The 16,146-nt window shown below is 40.8% G+C and carries 12 protein-coding genes and 2 pseudogenes; 3 read left to right on the top strand and 11 right to left on the bottom strand.

From position 1 onward, the window contains the following. Positions 1 to 428 precede the first annotated feature (428 nt). The 6 genes from BBH88_RS08230 to yfcC all read right to left on the bottom strand — a co-directional run bounded on the left by BBH88_RS08230 (position 429) and on the right by yfcC (position 7,868). The gene (locus BBH88_RS08230; RefSeq protein WP_065536970.1) at positions 429 to 2,918 is read right to left on the bottom strand and encodes an FtsX-like permease family protein; all 2,490 of its coding nucleotides are present in this window, start codon (positions 2,916 to 2,918) and stop codon (positions 429 to 431) included. After that, entirely contained in the window at positions 2,915 to 3,673 is a 759-nt protein-coding gene (locus BBH88_RS08225; protein WP_006831044.1) for an ABC transporter ATP-binding protein, read from the bottom strand. Before BBH88_RS08225 ends, BBH88_RS08230 begins: the two co-directional genes overlap by 4 nt. A gap of 298 nt (positions 3,674 to 3,971) precedes the next feature. After that, positions 3,972 to 4,376, bottom strand: coding sequence for a hypothetical protein (locus BBH88_RS08220; protein ID WP_065536971.1), 405 nt, complete (start codon positions 4,374 to 4,376; stop codon positions 3,972 to 3,974). A 146-nt stretch (positions 4,377 to 4,522) separates the two neighbouring features. Further along, the gene (locus tag BBH88_RS08215; protein WP_065536972.1) at positions 4,523 to 4,702 is read right to left on the bottom strand and encodes a hypothetical protein; all 180 of its coding nucleotides are present in this window, start codon (positions 4,700 to 4,702) and stop codon (positions 4,523 to 4,525) included. Positions 4,703 to 5,131: 429 nt separating this feature from the next. Next, complete coding sequence (gene iadA / locus BBH88_RS08210) at positions 5,132 to 6,304, bottom strand: beta-aspartyl-peptidase (RefSeq protein WP_006831046.1); 1,173 nt, start codon at positions 6,302 to 6,304, stop codon at positions 5,132 to 5,134. 49 nt (positions 6,305 to 6,353) lie between these two features. Then, positions 6,354 to 7,868 carry a putative basic amino acid antiporter YfcC gene (gene yfcC, locus BBH88_RS08205; protein ID WP_006831047.1) on the bottom strand — a complete coding sequence of 505 codons (1,515 nt, stop codon included), beginning with the start codon at positions 7,866 to 7,868 and terminating at the stop codon, positions 6,354 to 6,356. Positions 7,869 to 8,222: 354 nt separating this feature from the next. Between yfcC and BBH88_RS08200 the strand changes: the two are divergent. The 3 genes and pseudogenes from BBH88_RS08200 to BBH88_RS08190 all read left to right on the top strand — a co-directional run. Continuing rightward, positions 8,223 to 8,819 (top strand): annotated as a pseudogene (locus tag BBH88_RS08200) (IS256 family transposase); the annotation flags it as partial. A gap of 83 nt (positions 8,820 to 8,902) precedes the next feature. Continuing rightward, positions 8,903 to 10,279, top strand: a complete 1,377-nt coding sequence (locus BBH88_RS08195; protein ID WP_065536973.1) for an IS4 family transposase — start codon at positions 8,903 to 8,905, stop codon at positions 10,277 to 10,279. 141 nt (positions 10,280 to 10,420) lie between these two features. Beyond that, positions 10,421 to 11,023: pseudogene (locus BBH88_RS08190) on the top strand (IS256 family transposase); the annotation flags it as partial. Between the two features lie 342 nt (positions 11,024 to 11,365). On the opposite strand, the gene BBH88_RS08185 reads toward BBH88_RS08190, so the two are convergent. From BBH88_RS08185 to BBH88_RS08165, 5 genes are all read right to left on the bottom strand, one after another. Beyond that, on the bottom strand, positions 11,366 to 12,790 hold the full coding sequence (locus tag BBH88_RS08185) for an aldehyde dehydrogenase family protein (protein ID WP_065536974.1): 1,425 nt from the start codon (positions 12,788 to 12,790) through the stop codon (positions 11,366 to 11,368). After that, entirely contained in the window at positions 12,787 to 13,998 is a 1,212-nt protein-coding gene (locus BBH88_RS08180) for an iron-containing alcohol dehydrogenase (protein WP_238323435.1), read from the bottom strand. The genes BBH88_RS08185 and BBH88_RS08180 overlap by 4 nt, the downstream gene beginning before the upstream one ends. A gap of 66 nt (positions 13,999 to 14,064) precedes the next feature. After that, the gene (locus BBH88_RS08175; protein WP_238323433.1) at positions 14,065 to 14,835 is read right to left on the bottom strand and encodes an SDR family NAD(P)-dependent oxidoreductase; all 771 of its coding nucleotides are present in this window, start codon (positions 14,833 to 14,835) and stop codon (positions 14,065 to 14,067) included. Between the two features lie 39 nt (positions 14,836 to 14,874). Continuing rightward, positions 14,875 to 15,126 (bottom strand): substrate-binding domain-containing protein, encoded by a 252-nt coding sequence (locus BBH88_RS20015; RefSeq protein WP_083387763.1) that lies wholly within the window; start codon positions 15,124 to 15,126, stop codon positions 14,875 to 14,877. A gap of 6 nt (positions 15,127 to 15,132) precedes the next feature. Next, positions 15,133 to 15,891, bottom strand: coding sequence for a LacI family DNA-binding transcriptional regulator (locus BBH88_RS08165; protein ID WP_065536976.1), 759 nt, complete (start codon positions 15,889 to 15,891; stop codon positions 15,133 to 15,135). Positions 15,892 to 16,146: the final 255 nt, after the last annotated feature.

Genomic DNA, 16,146 nt, shown 5'->3' with positions numbered 1-16,146 from the left:
GCTTTTTCTTTGTGTTCCACATTATCGAATTAAGTAAATGCTCTTTTATAAGTCGCTTCGTATGTTTTAGTCTTTCTGTGCTATCAAATAGCTAGGTTAGCTCTTAATAAGTGATTATAAAATATGTGTCTAAGCTTTTTTGTCAAAATAACGTAGGGTTCTATAACTGTCAAAAAACTAAAAAGAAATGATATTTGTGATCATGAATTATTTTCATTCTAATATTTTGCACTACGCATTAGTCGATTTTAAAGATAGGTTGCACTGGTTTAGGTGTTTATTTTGCCTAGAAATCCAAAAAACCAGTAGCCATTATAAAGAGGCAACCAGGTTTCTCGAATTACATCCCTATTTATTTTAAAATTCCGATAATCTCTCATATATAAACTCAATTATAAACATGTTCGCATTATCAAATTCTCTTCTATTTACTTATTATCGCTTAGAATTTCCATACTGATTTTTTTATTTGCCATTACCCATCCTACGGGCACAAAGATAAGCAAGCTAGCAAGCCACATAGCAGCTGCTAATCCCACGATTAAAGTAAAGTTCATTGCAACCGGGCCAGAGTCGATAAGTGACACGATGAGGGTAAACACCAGCTCAGATAGCACACCAAAAGTAAGGCCAATCACCAGATAAAAAGAAATTTGCGTTACAATGATTTTCACAATTCCTGTTGGTTTGACACCGATTGTCCTTAGTATTGCAAACTTTTTTCTTTTAGCGAGTATGTTGTTAAGAAGCGTATTTAAAACTCCAGCCATCACAGAAACAACCAGTACAATCAAAACCAAAATGAAGATGGCCCAGCGTTGCAGAAACATAGCGGAAGCTTCTTCTAATGACGCTGCATACGTATTGACTACGAGTTCTGGATACACACTTGTTACGCTTTCAAAAGAATTGATAACTTCTGATTCATCAAGCGAGTCTACATATGCTTTATAAAAGTTGGTCGAAGGATTGTTTAGAGCTTTCGCTTGCCAATCAAAAAGAACTTCTCCTTCAGTAACTGCAGAAGAAATGGCACCGACCCTCATGGTTGTTATATACTCTGCTTGCTGCTTATCGTCAGAATAGATGCCGATATCCATGGAATCGCCAATAGTTAACTTGTGTTGCTGTGCAAATGCGGGGGAGATGATTGCTGTTTTTGCCAATTCCACTTCGGTTAATTCCGGTAGAATCTCCATGTTTTCTAAAGTCGCTAAATCTGCTAGGGTGTAGTCAAAAGAGATTGACTGGTTAGTATTGTCGAATAGATGCGCCCCACCAAAGGTACTGACCGTTTCAACTTTCACATTTGGTACTAATTCGCGTATTTCTCCGGCCAACTCAGCCGGATCGATTTCAGATTGCTGAATTCGGCTCGTGATGACTACAGAAGTAGGAAATTGCTCTTGGATATAATCGGTATTATTGTGTTCAATATTAGTCAGCATGACCGAACCGAAAACTGCGATAATCATAACCACGCTAATCGAAAGAATAACGAAGCTATTCTTTTTGATTTGTGGCTTTAAATTCTGAATGGCAATGAGAACATTGCTAGATAAAAACTTTCCGTACGCTGGCACTCCTACATTTAACAGGCTAGTAAGCCACAGAGGCAAGGCCATAAAAAGACCTGTCATTAGGAAGAATCCACTCGACAAAATCAGCATCGCTCTTGCATGATCATTTGCAGCAAGAATAACACCAAACAACAGCGATACAAGAGAAGCAATCCATAGCACTTTCACTACTAACCGACGCATTTTCCTATTTTTAAAATCAAGTTCTTCATTTTCTTGTAAAATAGTTAACGGTAAAATCTTTGCTGATTTGAGAACTGGAATATAGAGGAACAATTGAATCACCAGACTTGACCCGACGACAACGGGAATGGCCACTTCCCATGCAAATGGTGCCTGAGAAAGTGAAACGGAAAATAAACGCCCAAATATTGGTTGAAGGAATTGATCAGCTACATACGAAATCACCAATCCCAGTAGAGCACCTACAACGGTTATTGCTGTACTTTGAATTCGGATCACTTTAGCCAATTGGTTTGTTTTAGCGCCAAGCGCGCGCATAATCGCAAATTGGTTTTTATTCTTGTAAATAAATAAGTCGAAATTAGAAATCACCATAATGGAAGTAACAATCAAAATCAGTATTGAAAGGATGATAATAAATAAAGAGAGCGAATTCAAGTTACTTTTTGCTACTTCGTCTTGTTCAATAATGTCGACACGCAAGTCAGGCTGGATTTTTTTAACTTCATTGGCCATGGCAATCAAGTCGGTGTCTTCTTTGGTTTTTACCATTAAAGCAGTGGTTTCATTTTTAGAATTTGGTAGACCGGACTGGTTAAACTGTTTCGCTCGTTCTAGTTCAAAAATGACCATATCAGGAGCGATTCCTGTTCCTTGGGCATTCTTTAGAATTTCTGCAATTTTGAAGACATCTTGCTCAATCTCGATAGAGTCGCCCTTAGAAAGCTTTAACGATTTCGCCAGGTTTTCTGTAATAGCGACAGTATCTTCCTTCAAATTTACGGTCGTTTTATATCTACTCTTAGCGATAGCATCGTTCTCAATTCCCAGTCCATACACTTCTCCACCCAACGGTGCTACATATGCTTGTGTGACTAGTGCTTGCGAAATAGCAGTCGTCGAAGGATGGTTTGCTACAGCTTGAAACAATTCTTGCTCGTTTTCTACAGGATTTTCATCGCTATAGACAAAGGCAATGTCCATATCACCGTACATCGTTCGGAGGTCTTCTTGAAGAGTTTGTTTTGCATTAACCGTAAAAAGCGTCATGGTCAACACAAGAGATACAGCGATTGCGATACTGGCAATCGAGGTAAAGACTAGAAATTTGTTTTCTCTGAATAAACGGAACGCCAACTGATTAAGTGATTTCATTCATTGGCACCTTTTAAGATATCCTGAGAGATTTTCATGATTTTTTCAAGATCTTTGTCACCGGAACATTCATACTCATTAGTAATTTTACCATCATGAAAAAACAGGACTCGATCTGCATAAGTGGCCACTTTTGAATCGTGCGTAACCACAAGTATACTTTGGTTGAGTTCTTTCTTCATTGACGTCAATACATCTAGAATTTCACTGGAAGTATTCGCATCTAGGTTTCCGGTCAGTTCGTCCGCCAATAGAATTGGGGGGTCGCCGATAAGAGCACGACCAATCGCGATTCGTTGTTGCTGTCCACCAGATAATTGGACAGGACGATGCTTCTTCCACTTTGTTAAACCCATCCGTTCGATCATGTTGGCTGTTTTTCTGTCGATGGTTTCTTTTGATTCATTTTTCAACAGCAGTGGTAGCGAAATATTTTCTTCCACCGTTAGATCTTTCAGCAAATTATAAGCTTGAAAAATAAATCCGATGTTTTCTCTACGGTAGTCCGTTGCTTTAGGCTCTACAAAGAAATCTTCTGAATTTACACCGTTTAATCGTATGTGGCCACTGGTTGGCTCATCCAATGCTCCTAATACATTTAACAATGTACTCTTCCCTGAGCCACTTGTCCCCATAATCGCAACGAATTCTCCAGCATATAGGTTAAAGGAGATTCCTTTTAAGGCTTCAATTTCAACTTCTTTTCCTTTATATGTTTTCACTAAATTATCAACCTCTAGGATCACTTTTCTCATTAAAACTATTGGCCTCACTCGCTGCATATATTTTCTTTTACACACTACTTAGCTGTTACTTTATTTAGAACTAGTACCATATAAATACAATATCACAAGTTGAAAAATCTATCCTTTTTTCATGAATTACAAGAAGGTTTAATGGATATGTTAATCCACTTTACTATTCGAAGCTTTTAAGCAAGGTGTGTCCATAAAAAAAGAAAGAACTCGATATCTAGTTCTTTCTCTTCCGATAACGTTATGATATGTAAACTACTCATTGGATTCTAAATTTCACTTTCCACTCATTCACTAATTATTCCCCAGTTTTCTTCCCGTTGTACATAATAAGTTCGGCTAAACTCAATAAATCTTTGCTTTCGCATGCTTGCTCAGCCAGATCGAGCCAAGCAGCAACAACTTCCGGAGACTGTTTCAGAAGTTCGACTTCCCGCAAATAGAGGAAACTTTCACAATTCAAAACATGCAGCTTTTCAAGATTGAATTGCTCAAAAAACGAAAGCACCTCTTTTGGACGCATAAAGAACTTATCGGTAAAGCCTTGTCCAACGCAATTGCCGTGTTTGAAGAGGACTTCCAATTGCGCTTTTCTTTCCTCTTCCAAGATAAACTGCGGATTTTGAGCAAGATAATCCCAGACAAATGAATAAGACGACACGAAGGCAACAAAGACTGTTCCGCCAGGTTTTAATACCTTCAAACATTCCGTGATGTTCTGAATTGGTTATCACTGATGTTTGATAAATCCTGACTGTCGACACATATATCTGCAGTGACAGTCCAAGTTCTTTTGCCTTATCCAACCCAAGGGCTACATTATTCGGCGGCAAGTCGACTAAAGTCACCTCACAGCCTAGCTCGTGAGATGCAACGCAAATTTTCCCAGACTACCACCGAGTTCAATACTTTGTCCATCGGTTTGATATAGCGCTTAAGGAAGCGTTTCGTCAATTCATACTCGATTTTGTGTCGTTCCAGCTTTTTCCATTCACAGTCTACTTTCTCATCATAAAATTTTCGTACCATTTCTATGCTCTCCACTCTACCAGCTCCTTATTCCTTTTTAGTTGCGCCTTTTGTTTGAAGAAGTTTAAATCGAGGCCACTAAATTTTTTCTCTTAAGAGTTGCTATTATCATTATGGCTTTTAGGAGCAGAGGCAGCTTGGAAATAACCCACATAGTTGGGTAAATGTTTTAAACAAGAATCTCTACCTTTTTGATTATTTTAGAACTTTTCTAAAAACGAGAGTGTAAAATATCTTGTATTAAACTTTCCATTAAACGGGACTGAGTTCACTTTCTCAATACAGTTGCCCATTAAGCCAAAAAACTCTTACGAATGTCGGGTCAACAAACATCCATAAGAGAGTTCCTGCAAAGCAAATAATCTTCTTACCAATTCCTGCGTTAGTATATGGTTAAACAAAATGATACTTTCGTTCTGTGACGTTCGATTACTCAAATGTCCCTTTGACAACAGGCTTGCCATCTTGGACCATTATTTTCCCTGATGCTAAAACCGTATCGATTTCGAAGTCTTCCTGATTTATCAAGACCAAATCGGCATCCCTGCCTTTTTCAATAATTCCTTTGGAATTCAGTTTTAAAATCGATGCTGGATTCGCTGTTACTGTTCGCAAAGCATCTGGTACTGATACGCCCTCCTCGGAGATTGCTTCACGTACCGCTTTGAAAAGCGAGTCGACTTTCCCGAGCTGTAGACCTCTGAATTCACCTTCCGGGCCGAAGTCCGGCAGACTTGCCTGTCCATCAGAAGTAAAGGTTATCAGACTAGGGTCCACGCCAGCCTCAAGCATTTGTCTCAAGGCAGAACTTGCCTTCACTTCACCTTCAGCCAGAAATTTCGGAATCGTACTTGTGGTGAAATCTACGTAGCCGCCTTTTTTGGCATAAACAATGCCTGCGTCAAACAGATATGGGTTGCGATTAATATGTGTCGGATAAAACTGCTTGATTGGAATATCCGTAGTCTCGATTACTTTTTCGATAAGTGATAAACAATCCGGACTATCACCGACATGGACATTTACGATCCCTGCTTTTCCGGAGAGCATTCCGCCGATTCTGGCAGCGGAAGCGATTTTTGCCAGTTCCTCTACCGTTGGCTGAGATGAGCGATGATCTGCAATCGCGATTTCACCTACACCAATCACCTCTTCAATTAAAATCAAATCATTTTCCACTGTTTCTGTCAGTGTCTTGACTGGTACCTGGTAAGATCCCGTATGAACATAGCACGACAAGCCTTCTTCTTTCAGCCCTTTCGCTTTTGCTATCAATGCGGACATGGTACGGGTCGTACCATCTGTCCCAATTACGCCGACAAGGGTGGTGACGCCGGCCAGTGTCGCATCTGTCAGCTGAAGTTCAGGGGTGCGTGTCCGATATCCGCCTTCTCCACCTCCGCCCATAATGTGAACATGGGCATCAATGAATCCCGGGGCAACTATTTTACCAGCCGCTTCAATTACGTTAACTTCAATAGGAAAAGGGGGTACTGCTATCTCTTCAGCAATAAGCCCTATTTTCCCGCCAATCAGAAGAATATCTTTTTTCCCGACTGATTCCGGAGTAAAAACCTCACCATTCTTTATGAGAGTCAGCATCTTTTCAATCCCCTTTCTTTATAGTTGAATAGCCCTTGGAACGAATGAATCAAAGACCGATTAACACGGCGATCACAATGAAAATACACGATAATGCCATTAGGAGCAAAAGAAATTTAAAGATAAATTTTGCCCACACTCCCCAATCCAGTCGCGCGACACCAAGCGTTCCTAGCAACGCTGCAGAAGTTGGAACAAAGATGTTGGTCAGTCCATCCCCCAACTGAAACGCCAATACAGCCACTTGCCGGGAAACACCTGCGATGTCTGCAAGCGGTGCCATTAAAGGCATCGTAAGAGCAGCTTGGCCGGATCCGGAAACGACGAAGAAATTGAAAACGGACTGAAATCCATACATGAAAACCGCGGATAGCATAGCAGGAAAATCTCCTATTAGTTGTCCGGCCCCATAAAGCATGGTATTGAGAATAGAAGGCATATCCGGACTGTCACCACCAAGGATTATCACAATGCCTTTTGCCATCCCGACAATGAGTGCAGCCGGGAGCAAATCTTTAGCACCCTCGATAAAACTATCTGCAATATCGTCCACCCGCATGGCATTCAGCTTGAAGATTACGCCGATAATACCAGCAATCAGACCAATCGTAAAGAACTGGGTTGCTATTTCAGGTATAAAATAAGCATGCTCTATTACTCCCCAAATAATCCATATAATACCGGCTACGAGAGTTCCGATAACCAATGCATGGCCTAGTGTAAAGTTGGATGCCAAATGTGCAAATTTCTCTGCTTCTTTTCGGAAAAAAGCATCAGATTTATAAGAAGGTGAACGCTGAGGATCTTTTTTGATACGCGATGCATAATGCCAAGTAAAGATAATTCCTATAATTGTGAAGACAGCCCACATTATCACACGGAACAGGGCACCTGAGAGAACCGGAATATCGGCAATCCCTTGCGCGATTGCTACGCTAAAAGGGTTCATCCACGAGGTTGCAAATCCGATTTGGGTCGCGACATATGTAATGAGTATGCCGGTTATCGCATCATAGCCGAGTCGAATCATAATCGGAACAAGAATTATGGCAAAAGCAATCGCTTCTTCTCCCATTCCGAATACAGCACCGCCCAGTGAAAAGAGAAAGAACATGACAGGGATAATCAGTACATCCCGGCCTTGTGTTTTATCTATGACTCTTAATATCCCTTCTTCTACAGCACGGGTGCGGAGAATAATTCCGAATGCGCCACCGATAATCAGGATAAAGGCAACAACCCCAACAGCTGAACCCCATTTATCTCCTGATACTAAGCCTTCAAATACATAGTTCAGAAACCCTACTCCACCCCCCGCTTCAAAAAGTGAAGTGCCAAGATAGACAAAATCTCCTTCACCGTCTGTTACAAACGAAAAGCTTTCTGGAATCAGTACGGTTCGTGTCGACTCTGCTCCGCTTTCGCCGTACGTGATTTCTTCTGTCTCAAACTGACCGACCGGCACGAAATAGGTCGAAATAGCAGCCAGGGCCACAATGAAAAAAACGATGACAAATGTATGTGGAACTTTCCATTCCTTCTGTTGCTTTTTCTCTTCTTCCATTCTCTTAACCCCTTTATTAAAATTTTCTGCTTAGTTAGTATACCCAAAGTCTCGCAGTTCGCTCAACCTTTTTTCATTCCCTCAATAGCAGACTACCGTATCTTTATTCATTCAAATTGTATAAACCAATTATTTTAATCAAATAATTCAAGTGATTATCGAATTTTCTCGTTGCATATTTATGTGCAACAACTAGTATAAATTTAAGCAGAATTTTCATTAAATTTTGTGAATTTATTCTTTATTATATCGAGAGCGTAAAATATCTTGTGTAAATGAATAAATAGAAAAAGGAAGACCTTTTCTTGTAGAATGAAGTCACCACAACCCATTCACAGAAAAGAGGCCTTCCCTATGACTCATTTTACAACAGATATCATGCAAGCTCTAGTAAAAAAAGAAGACATCTCCGAAGTTTTTCGAACGCACTTAGAGGCGGCGGTTAACACGCTCCTTCAGACGGAACTCACGGCTTTTCTAGATTATGAAAAACACGATCGCGTCGGTTTCAATTCCGGTAATTCCCGAAATGGCGCTTACACGCGGACACTCCATACAGAGTATGGAGATTTGGTGCTTTCGATGCCGCGTGACCGGAACGGCGAGTTCAACCAACAGACGGTCGCACCATACAAGCGCTCAAACGATACACTGGAGTCCTTCGTCATTCATATGTTCCAAAAAGGGGTCATGATGTCCGAAATCGCGGATCTGATTGAAAAGATGTACGGCCACCACTACACACCGCAAACGATTTCCAACATGACGAAAGCGATAAGTGAACAAGTGGAAGCCTTCAAAGTGCGTCCACTGGATAAGCGCTACGCATGCGTCTATTTGGATCCGACGTATATATCTCTTAAGCGCGATACCGTCTCCAAAGAAGCCGTCTATATAGTCGTCGGCATCCGGGAGGACGGTTCAAAAGAAGTCCTAGCCTATACAGTGGCCATAGCTGTCAACTTAAGAAAAAGGAGTAACTTCTCTCGAAAGATGGTATGGAAGACTCCCCATCAATGAGAGGAGTTTTTTCTATGGTAGCTCAAGTCACTCCCAACTACCTCAACCCGTTATTTGCATTTCTTGAACCGGAAAAGGTGGATGCCCTCGCCAAAGAAACGGGGTTCATCCAACGGAAAAGAAAATGGACCGCCAGCGATTTTCTGTCGTTGCTTTTTCAGGTTCATGGGAATTTGATCGACCCTAGCTTGCAAGAACTCAGCACCAAGCTCCTTTCCAAACAGGAAATCGCGATCAGCCGTACGGCAGTGGATCAGAAATTCACCGGAAAAGCTGTCCACTTTCTTCAGCGATTAGTAGAAGAACTGTTCTTGATTCAGCAACAGCTTCTACTCGCTAAGCATGCGTTCGCAACGGACTGTCCTTTCACCAGCTTACGGGTCTTAGATGCGACGCACATCCATGTGCCCAATTCCCTGAAAGCCCGCGCCAAAAAAACACGCCAGACTTCAGTGAAAATCCAACACGAATTTGATGTATTGACAGGACGGCTTACCTTTTTGCGCGTCGATCTTGAAAACGTCAACGACACCGTCATGGGAGCGAAACGGGTGCCGTTTCTTGATGAACAAGAGTTGTGCCTACAAGATCTCGGCTATTTTCATTTTCAGGTGTTCGAACGGATTCATGAAAAAAACAACTACTTCCTCACGAAGTTTCGGAACGACGCTTATTTGGCCTATCAAAATTCGTTTCCTGATCATCATCCGGATGGATCCGTCGTTAAGAGTAGCGAGTATCAGCGCATTGAGCTCGTTCAGCTCTGCGAGAAAATGGCGCCGGGGGAAACCTTGGAACTTGAACAAGTCTACTTTGGTCGAGATGCTCATTTTCCGGCACGGTGTGTGCTGTTCTCCCAAAGCGACAAACAGAAACAAAAACGCCTGCAAAAGCTTCAGCGACGGGCATCAAAAACGGGGAAAAAGCCCAAGCAACTGGTCCACGATTTAGCCGGTATGACGGGGTATATGACCAACTTGCCTGAACCTGTTTCAGGTTCGCAGCTTGTCGAATTGTATCGGCTGCGTTGGCAAATTGAATTGAATTTCAAAGCGATGAAATCTTATCTGGAAATCGATCATTTCCGATTGGTCAAACAGGAACGTTGGCTCTGCCATTTCTATGCCACGTTACTCGTTTTTCTTTTGAGCCAATTGATTGCTTATCAAATCCGGAATACGATTTGGGAAGAAGAAGAGAAAGAAATCAGTGAAACCATCGCGATTCGAAGTATCGCCTGTGAATTTTTGGCGCAAATGTACGAAGCCATCAAACAAAAAAAGAAGACGCTTCTAAGCTTTGTCCCCTTGATTACCCAATTACTCATCAGGACCGCACGGAAGCCGAATTCCGCTAAAGGGACTGCCTTAAAACGCCTTCAATTCACTTAGAACAATCCAACAAACGCCTCCTAAAAAAGGGGGGGTTATTTGGCGTTCTTAGGTATCTCCATTTCCGCAATCCTCCAAGTTCAAACCCTTCCCCCACACAATTTTATCGCCAACATTCTACGTCATTTCTTAAGTTGAGAGCTATGCTATACAGTGGCTCCCACGGAATCCGCATTCGTTTGGGAAGAAGTCCTATTGGACTTGAAAGAACGCGGTGTCGAAGAGGTGCTTCTGTTTATCACGGATGGCTTGAAAGGCATCACCGATCGGATCTTCGCGGTCTTTCCAGACGCGAAGTATCAGGCGTGCTGCGTCCATTTGTCGCGTGGGATTGCCCACAAAGTTCGTGTCACCGATCGAAAAGAGATTTGCGAAGACTTCAAATCGGTATACCGAGCAGAGAGCCGGGAACTGGGGGAAGAAGCACTTAAAGCATTTGTTGTTAAGTGGAAAACAACTTATCCGAAGGTGACCCAATCGCTGGAGTCGAATCCGTTTATCTTCACTTTCTACGACTCTCCCAAGTCCATCTGGCGGAGCATCTATTCAACGAACCTCATCGAATCATTTAACAAGGGTATAAAGAAATACAGCAAGCGCAAAGAGCAATTTCCGAACGAAGATTCCTTGGATCGCTTCCTGGTTTCCCAATTTGAAATCTATAACCAGAACTTCTTCACTCGCTGCCATAACGGTTTTGATCAAGCTCGCGCAGAGCTGACAGCGATGTCCAAAGAAGCTTAGTGGTCGACCAACATACAAGAATAGGATTTATCTATTTACACATAATTCTTGACGGTCTCAGCATTTCAAATTTACTTTAGTGATAGGTGAATATTTATAGATTCTTGTATTTAACTTTTACCTTAGAACTAATTTTGTAAAACTCTACTTATCTTTAAAGTTAAACCGTTCGTAAAAGTACACATTTACGAAAAAAAGGAGAAAAGAGTTGCTTCGTAAGTCTCTTTTCTCCTTTTTAATACAAGTAACTTCCGATAAGCTGCTATATGTAAACTGAGTACCTGATCAGAATTCTCTTCTATTTCATTTACACAAGATATTTTATGCGCTCTTCTTTTTTTGTTATAAATTAAATACTGCCAATTTTAATTCCGTCATTTCTTCTGTAGCATACTTGATTCCCTCACGTCCCGTGCCGCTATTTTTTACACCGCCGTATGGCATTTGATCGACCCGGAATGATGGAATATCATTTACAATAACACCACCCACTTCAATTTGAGCTACCGCTTCAAATGCTTTATGGATCGAAGTGGTGTAGACACCTGCCTGGAGACCATACTGCGAATCGTTTACTCGCTCAATCGCTTCTTCCCATTTGTCATAAGTATTAACAAGCACAAGGGGGGCGAATGCTTCTTTGCAATTAATGGATACATGGGCAGGTACATTCGCAATTATTGTTGGTTCTACTATTGAGCCATTTCTCTTGCCACCACACAAAATATTCGCCCCTGCATTTTCTGCTTCCCGAATCCACTCTTCAGCTCTTACTGCTTCTTTTTCTTGAATGAGTGCAGAAATATCCGTTTCTTCCTCAGCAGGATCACCAATCTTCAACTCTCTTACTTTTTGTATCATCGCTTTCGTTAAAGCTTCATACAAATCTTTCTTGACGAAGATTCGTTGAATAGATATGCATACTTGTCCTGCATATGCAAAAGCCCCTTCTACACAACGAATGGCTACATCATTGATGTCTTCTACACTATCAATAATAACCGACGAGTTGGATCCAAGTTCCAAAGTGACTTTTTTCAATCCCGATTTTGCTTTAATATCCACCCCGACTTCCAAACTACCGGTGAATGTGATTAGTTTTATATCAGGGTGAGTCACCAATAGATCTCCTACTTCTCCCCCTCGTCCAATAACTACATGTAAGGCACCCGCTGGAAGTCCCGCTTCTTCAAAAATTTTGGCAGTCTTGATAGCACTTAATGGTGTCTGTGATGCCGGTTTCAGTACTACTGTGTTCCCTGCTGCGAATGCAGGCCCTAACTTATGTGCTACAAGATTAAACGGAAAGTTAAATGGTGTGATGGCTCCAATAACGCCCAAAGGTTCACGTACCGTATAACCGAACTTCCCTTTCCCCCCTTTTGCGGCATCCATTGGAATTGTTTCTCCAGTTAAACGCTTGGCTTCTTCAGCGGCAAACTTGTACGTTTCTATAGTCCGTTGGATTTCTCCCCTTGCCGCTTTCAACGGCTTAGCATTTTCCCGTGTCAGAATTTGTGCACATTCCTCGAGTTGTTCTTCAAATAGACGAGCAACTTTTTCTAAAATCTGTGACCGCTCCAAGGCTGATAATGCTTTCATTTTTGCTGTTGCTTTTTTTGCACTATCTACTGCTTCCAAAACATCTTCTTTTGTAGAAATCGGAATTTTTGCAATGACTTCACCACTATAAGGAGATTTCAAGTCGTATGTGGTCTTACCCTCATGCCATTCACCATTAACAAACATCTTTTTTTCGGTTATCATTTTACAAGAACACCAACCTTTCCAAAATAGGCATTTTCATATATTTCTTTGATAGCTTCCTCTGTAAGTTTATATGGCGTATTTGCCAAGAGGCGATCTACTTTTGAAGCACTTTCAGCCAAAGCAGGTAATGAATCTTCTGGAATTCCCAACTCTTTCAATGTTGAAGGCAAGTTTAGCGTATCTAATAATTCTAATAAATAGTGAACGACTGCATCCAATGCCTTGTTTGGGTGTTGCGAATAATCCCCTAATTGCAAGAATGACGCCACTTCCACTAGCTCATCCGTACAAGTTTTACCTATTTTTTCAAAAACATAAGGCATCAATAACGCGTTCGCCACCCCATGCTCGATGTGGAATTTCCCTCCAAGTGGATAGGCAAGTGCATGTACTGCTCCCACGCCTGCATTGGCTAAAGAAACACCCGCCAATGCACTTACCCATGCCATACCAGTCCTTGATTCGAGATCAGTTCCATTATGAACAGCTCGCGTAATATATTTCGGGAACAAACGCATCGCCTTCTCTGCAAAAATCTTTGTCAGCGGAGTTCCACGGACAGAAATATATGATTCAATCGCATGTGTGAAAGCATCTACACCCGATGATGCTGATACACGCGCTGGACAAGATACTGTCAATTCCGGATCAATAATTGCCAAATCAGGTAATAAGGCAGGGCTGACAATTCCTCTTTTCAATCCTTGTTCTTCATCACCAAATATAGCGTTCATCGTAACTTCTGAACCTGTACCAGATGTGGTTGGCAACAAAATACACGGTGTGCTACGTGGTCCAATTTGTTCTCTACCGCTTAAAAAATGAGCAATTTTTTCTTGAGCCAATAGAGCAGCAGCTGTCTTTGCAACATCCAATGCACTTCCACCGCCAATCCCAATTACCAAGTCACAATTTTCCTCTCTCAATTTATGCGTAACTGTTTCTACCAGTTTGAATGTAGGTTCACCTACAATCTCAGTAAAAGTGAATATAGGTACACCCGTCTGTTCTAAAATATTCTCCAACTTCTTTACCAAACCAGCATTCGCTACCCCTTTGTCGCTTACAATGGCTATTTTAGTAGGCGAATACTTCTCGATTTCTTCTGGCAAGTTCTTATGTGCCCCCACGCCGAATTTAACGTTTCCCGGCATTCTGAAATCAGATGCCATGTTTCTATCATGTAAAGTTTTCAATTGAATCAACCACCTAATCTATTATTATTTTAGAGAATACGTATTCTCTAATGTGAAAAAATATAGGAAAGACCTTTACCAAACAGTCCATCCTCCGTCTACTACCAAGGAATGTCCAGTTACCATATCAGACGCACCTGAAGCTAGATAAAGTACAGCTCCAAATAAGTCATCAGGTTTTGCCAACCGGCCTAAAGGTATTCGACTAAGTACTTCATCACGAAATTCCTCTTTTTCAAACATTTTTTTGGTCATCGGTGTTTCGATAAAGGTCGGTGCAATAGCATTTACATTTATTTGATAAGGTGCCCACTCAATCGCCATCGCTTTCATTAATTGTGTGACGCCTCCCTTGCTTGAACAATAAGCAGTTCGATCATAATAACCTACAAAAGCCATTTGGGATGTAATATGGATTACTTTGCCCGACTTCTGATCACACATATGACGCCCCACTTCTTTTGTCATAAAAAACAGGCTTTTAAGGTTCAAATCCATAACCATATCCCAATCTTGCTCCGTCGTTTCAAACGCTGGTTTTGGTATGTTAGTTCCTGCATTATTAATTAAAATATCAATTCTACCGAATTCAGCGACAATTTTTTGAACTACACCTGGAATTGACGAAACATCCAGTAAATCCACCGATATCGCAAGTGCTCTTCTCCCTTTTTCTTCAATTTCCTTTGCAAGCTCTTGCAATTCTTGCTCGTTGCGGGCAAGAATTGCAAGATTAGCTCCCGCATCAGCCAGCAGTAAGGCGATATCTCTGCCGATTCCTTTACTGGCACCCGTAACAACTGCAACTTTATCTGTTATCCCGAAGATAGATTGAATCGTAACCAATTACGTATAACCTCCTCTATCTAAAGATTGAATTAAATTTCATTTTTTTGTGGTTGAACGAATTATTAACTCAGGTTTAAGGACCAAATGAAAAGGAAGATCATCTTCCTTTTCATTAATGGTATGAAGTAACTTTTCCAAGGCCAGCTCAGTCATTTTTTTCTTGTTTTGAGAAATAGTTGTTAGATTAATATGGGGATTGGCAGCGATATCAATATTATCAAACCCTATAACCGAAAAATCTCTTGGCACTTCCAAACCCATCTCTGTAAGTGCATCGATGACATTCATAGCAATCTAGTCAGATGCAGCATATAAACTGGTGGGCTTGTTTCCCAATAATAGAATGTCTTTTAAAAACTTCTTTATCTGTTCTTTCTCAGTTTTTTCACTAAAAACAAACCTAGGATCATTGGATAATCCATGTTTTTGAAGCGCTTTCATATATCCTTTATATCTTTGATAAAACGTCGAAAAATGAAGTGATCCTGAGATATAGTCAATTTTCTCATGCCCAAGTCCGACTAGATGATCTACTGCCAACCATGAGCCAAGCTCATTATCAGTCACAACAAAAGACGTTCCCTTATCGTCTGTATGGCGATTAAAAAGTACAATTGGAAATCCTTTCTTCGCTAGATTCGTCGTTACAGTATCCCTTCGATTTACAGAAGCAACAAGAATACCATCTACTCTTCTCCCCACCATGTTCCGTAGAGCCCACTCTAAATTCTCCAGACGGTAATCTGTATCAGAAATAATAACATCAATTCCTTGTTCCCTAGCTTTCGAAATTACTACTTTGGAAGTTTCTGAGAAGAATGGGTTAGAGATATCACCTACAACCAATCCAATTGTTTTAGATTTTTTCAAGACCAAACTTCTTGCAACTAAATCTGGATAAAAATCCAATTCTTTTATAGCTTTTAAAACTTTTTTACGTGTTTCTCCACTAATCTCAGGATAATCATTTAATACTTTTGAAACGGTTGATTGGGAAACTCCTGCCTTTTGGGCAATATCGATAACTGTAACTTTCATCATTTCTAACTTCATTTCTCTACCCTGATATCACTTGTAAAGGACATTACTTTCAAAGACGAAAGTTACAGAGAATACGTATTCCTTATTCTCTGTAACTCAAACTTGATCATTCCACTTTTATCTCTTTTTATTCCATATTTAAAATACTGCTATATCAACGCTTATCTAATTTAGTTTTATTAAAATGCCTCCCTACTGTATAAATTTTTTACATTCATATAAATTTTGTTATACTGCCATTGTTCTTCACCTATGGGTATAACTTTA

The sequence above is a fragment of the Planococcus antarcticus DSM 14505 genome, assembly GCF_001687565.2.
Taxonomy (GTDB): Bacteria; Bacillota; Bacilli; order Bacillales_A; family Planococcaceae; genus Planococcus; species Planococcus antarcticus.
The sequence above is the reverse complement of the archived record's forward strand: the minus strand, read 5'-3'. Positions and strand labels throughout refer to the sequence as shown.

What these genes read in the sequence shown, in the direction of transcription:
- BBH88_RS08230 (WP_065536970.1), bottom strand. Translation starts at nt 2,918, where the DNA reads ATGAAATCACTTAATCAGTTGGCGTTCCGTTTATTCAGAGAAAACAAA.
- BBH88_RS08225 (WP_006831044.1), bottom strand. Translation starts at nt 3,673, where the DNA reads ATGAGAAAAGTGATCCTAGAGGTTGATAATTTAGTGAAAACATATAAA.
- BBH88_RS08215 (WP_065536972.1), bottom strand. Translation starts at nt 4,702, where the DNA reads ATGGTACGAAAATTTTATGATGAGAAAGTAGACTGTGAATGGAAAAAG.
- iadA (WP_006831046.1), bottom strand. Translation starts at nt 6,304, where the DNA reads ATGCTGACTCTCATAAAGAATGGTGAGGTTTTTACTCCGGAATCAGTC.
- yfcC (WP_006831047.1), bottom strand. Translation starts at nt 7,868, where the DNA reads ATGGAAGAAGAGAAAAAGCAACAGAAGGAATGGAAAGTTCCACATACA.
- BBH88_RS08195 (WP_065536973.1), top strand. Translation starts at nt 8,903, where the DNA reads ATGGTAGCTCAAGTCACTCCCAACTACCTCAACCCGTTATTTGCATTT.
- BBH88_RS08185 (WP_065536974.1), bottom strand. Translation starts at nt 12,790, where the DNA reads ATGATAACCGAAAAAAAGATGTTTGTTAATGGTGAATGGCATGAGGGT.
- BBH88_RS20015 (WP_083387763.1), bottom strand. Translation starts at nt 15,126, where the DNA reads ATGAATGTCATCGATGCACTTACAGAGATGGGTTTGGAAGTGCCAAGA.
- BBH88_RS08165 (WP_065536976.1), bottom strand. Translation starts at nt 15,891, where the DNA reads ATGAAGTTAGAAATGATGAAAGTTACAGTTATCGATATTGCCCAAAAG.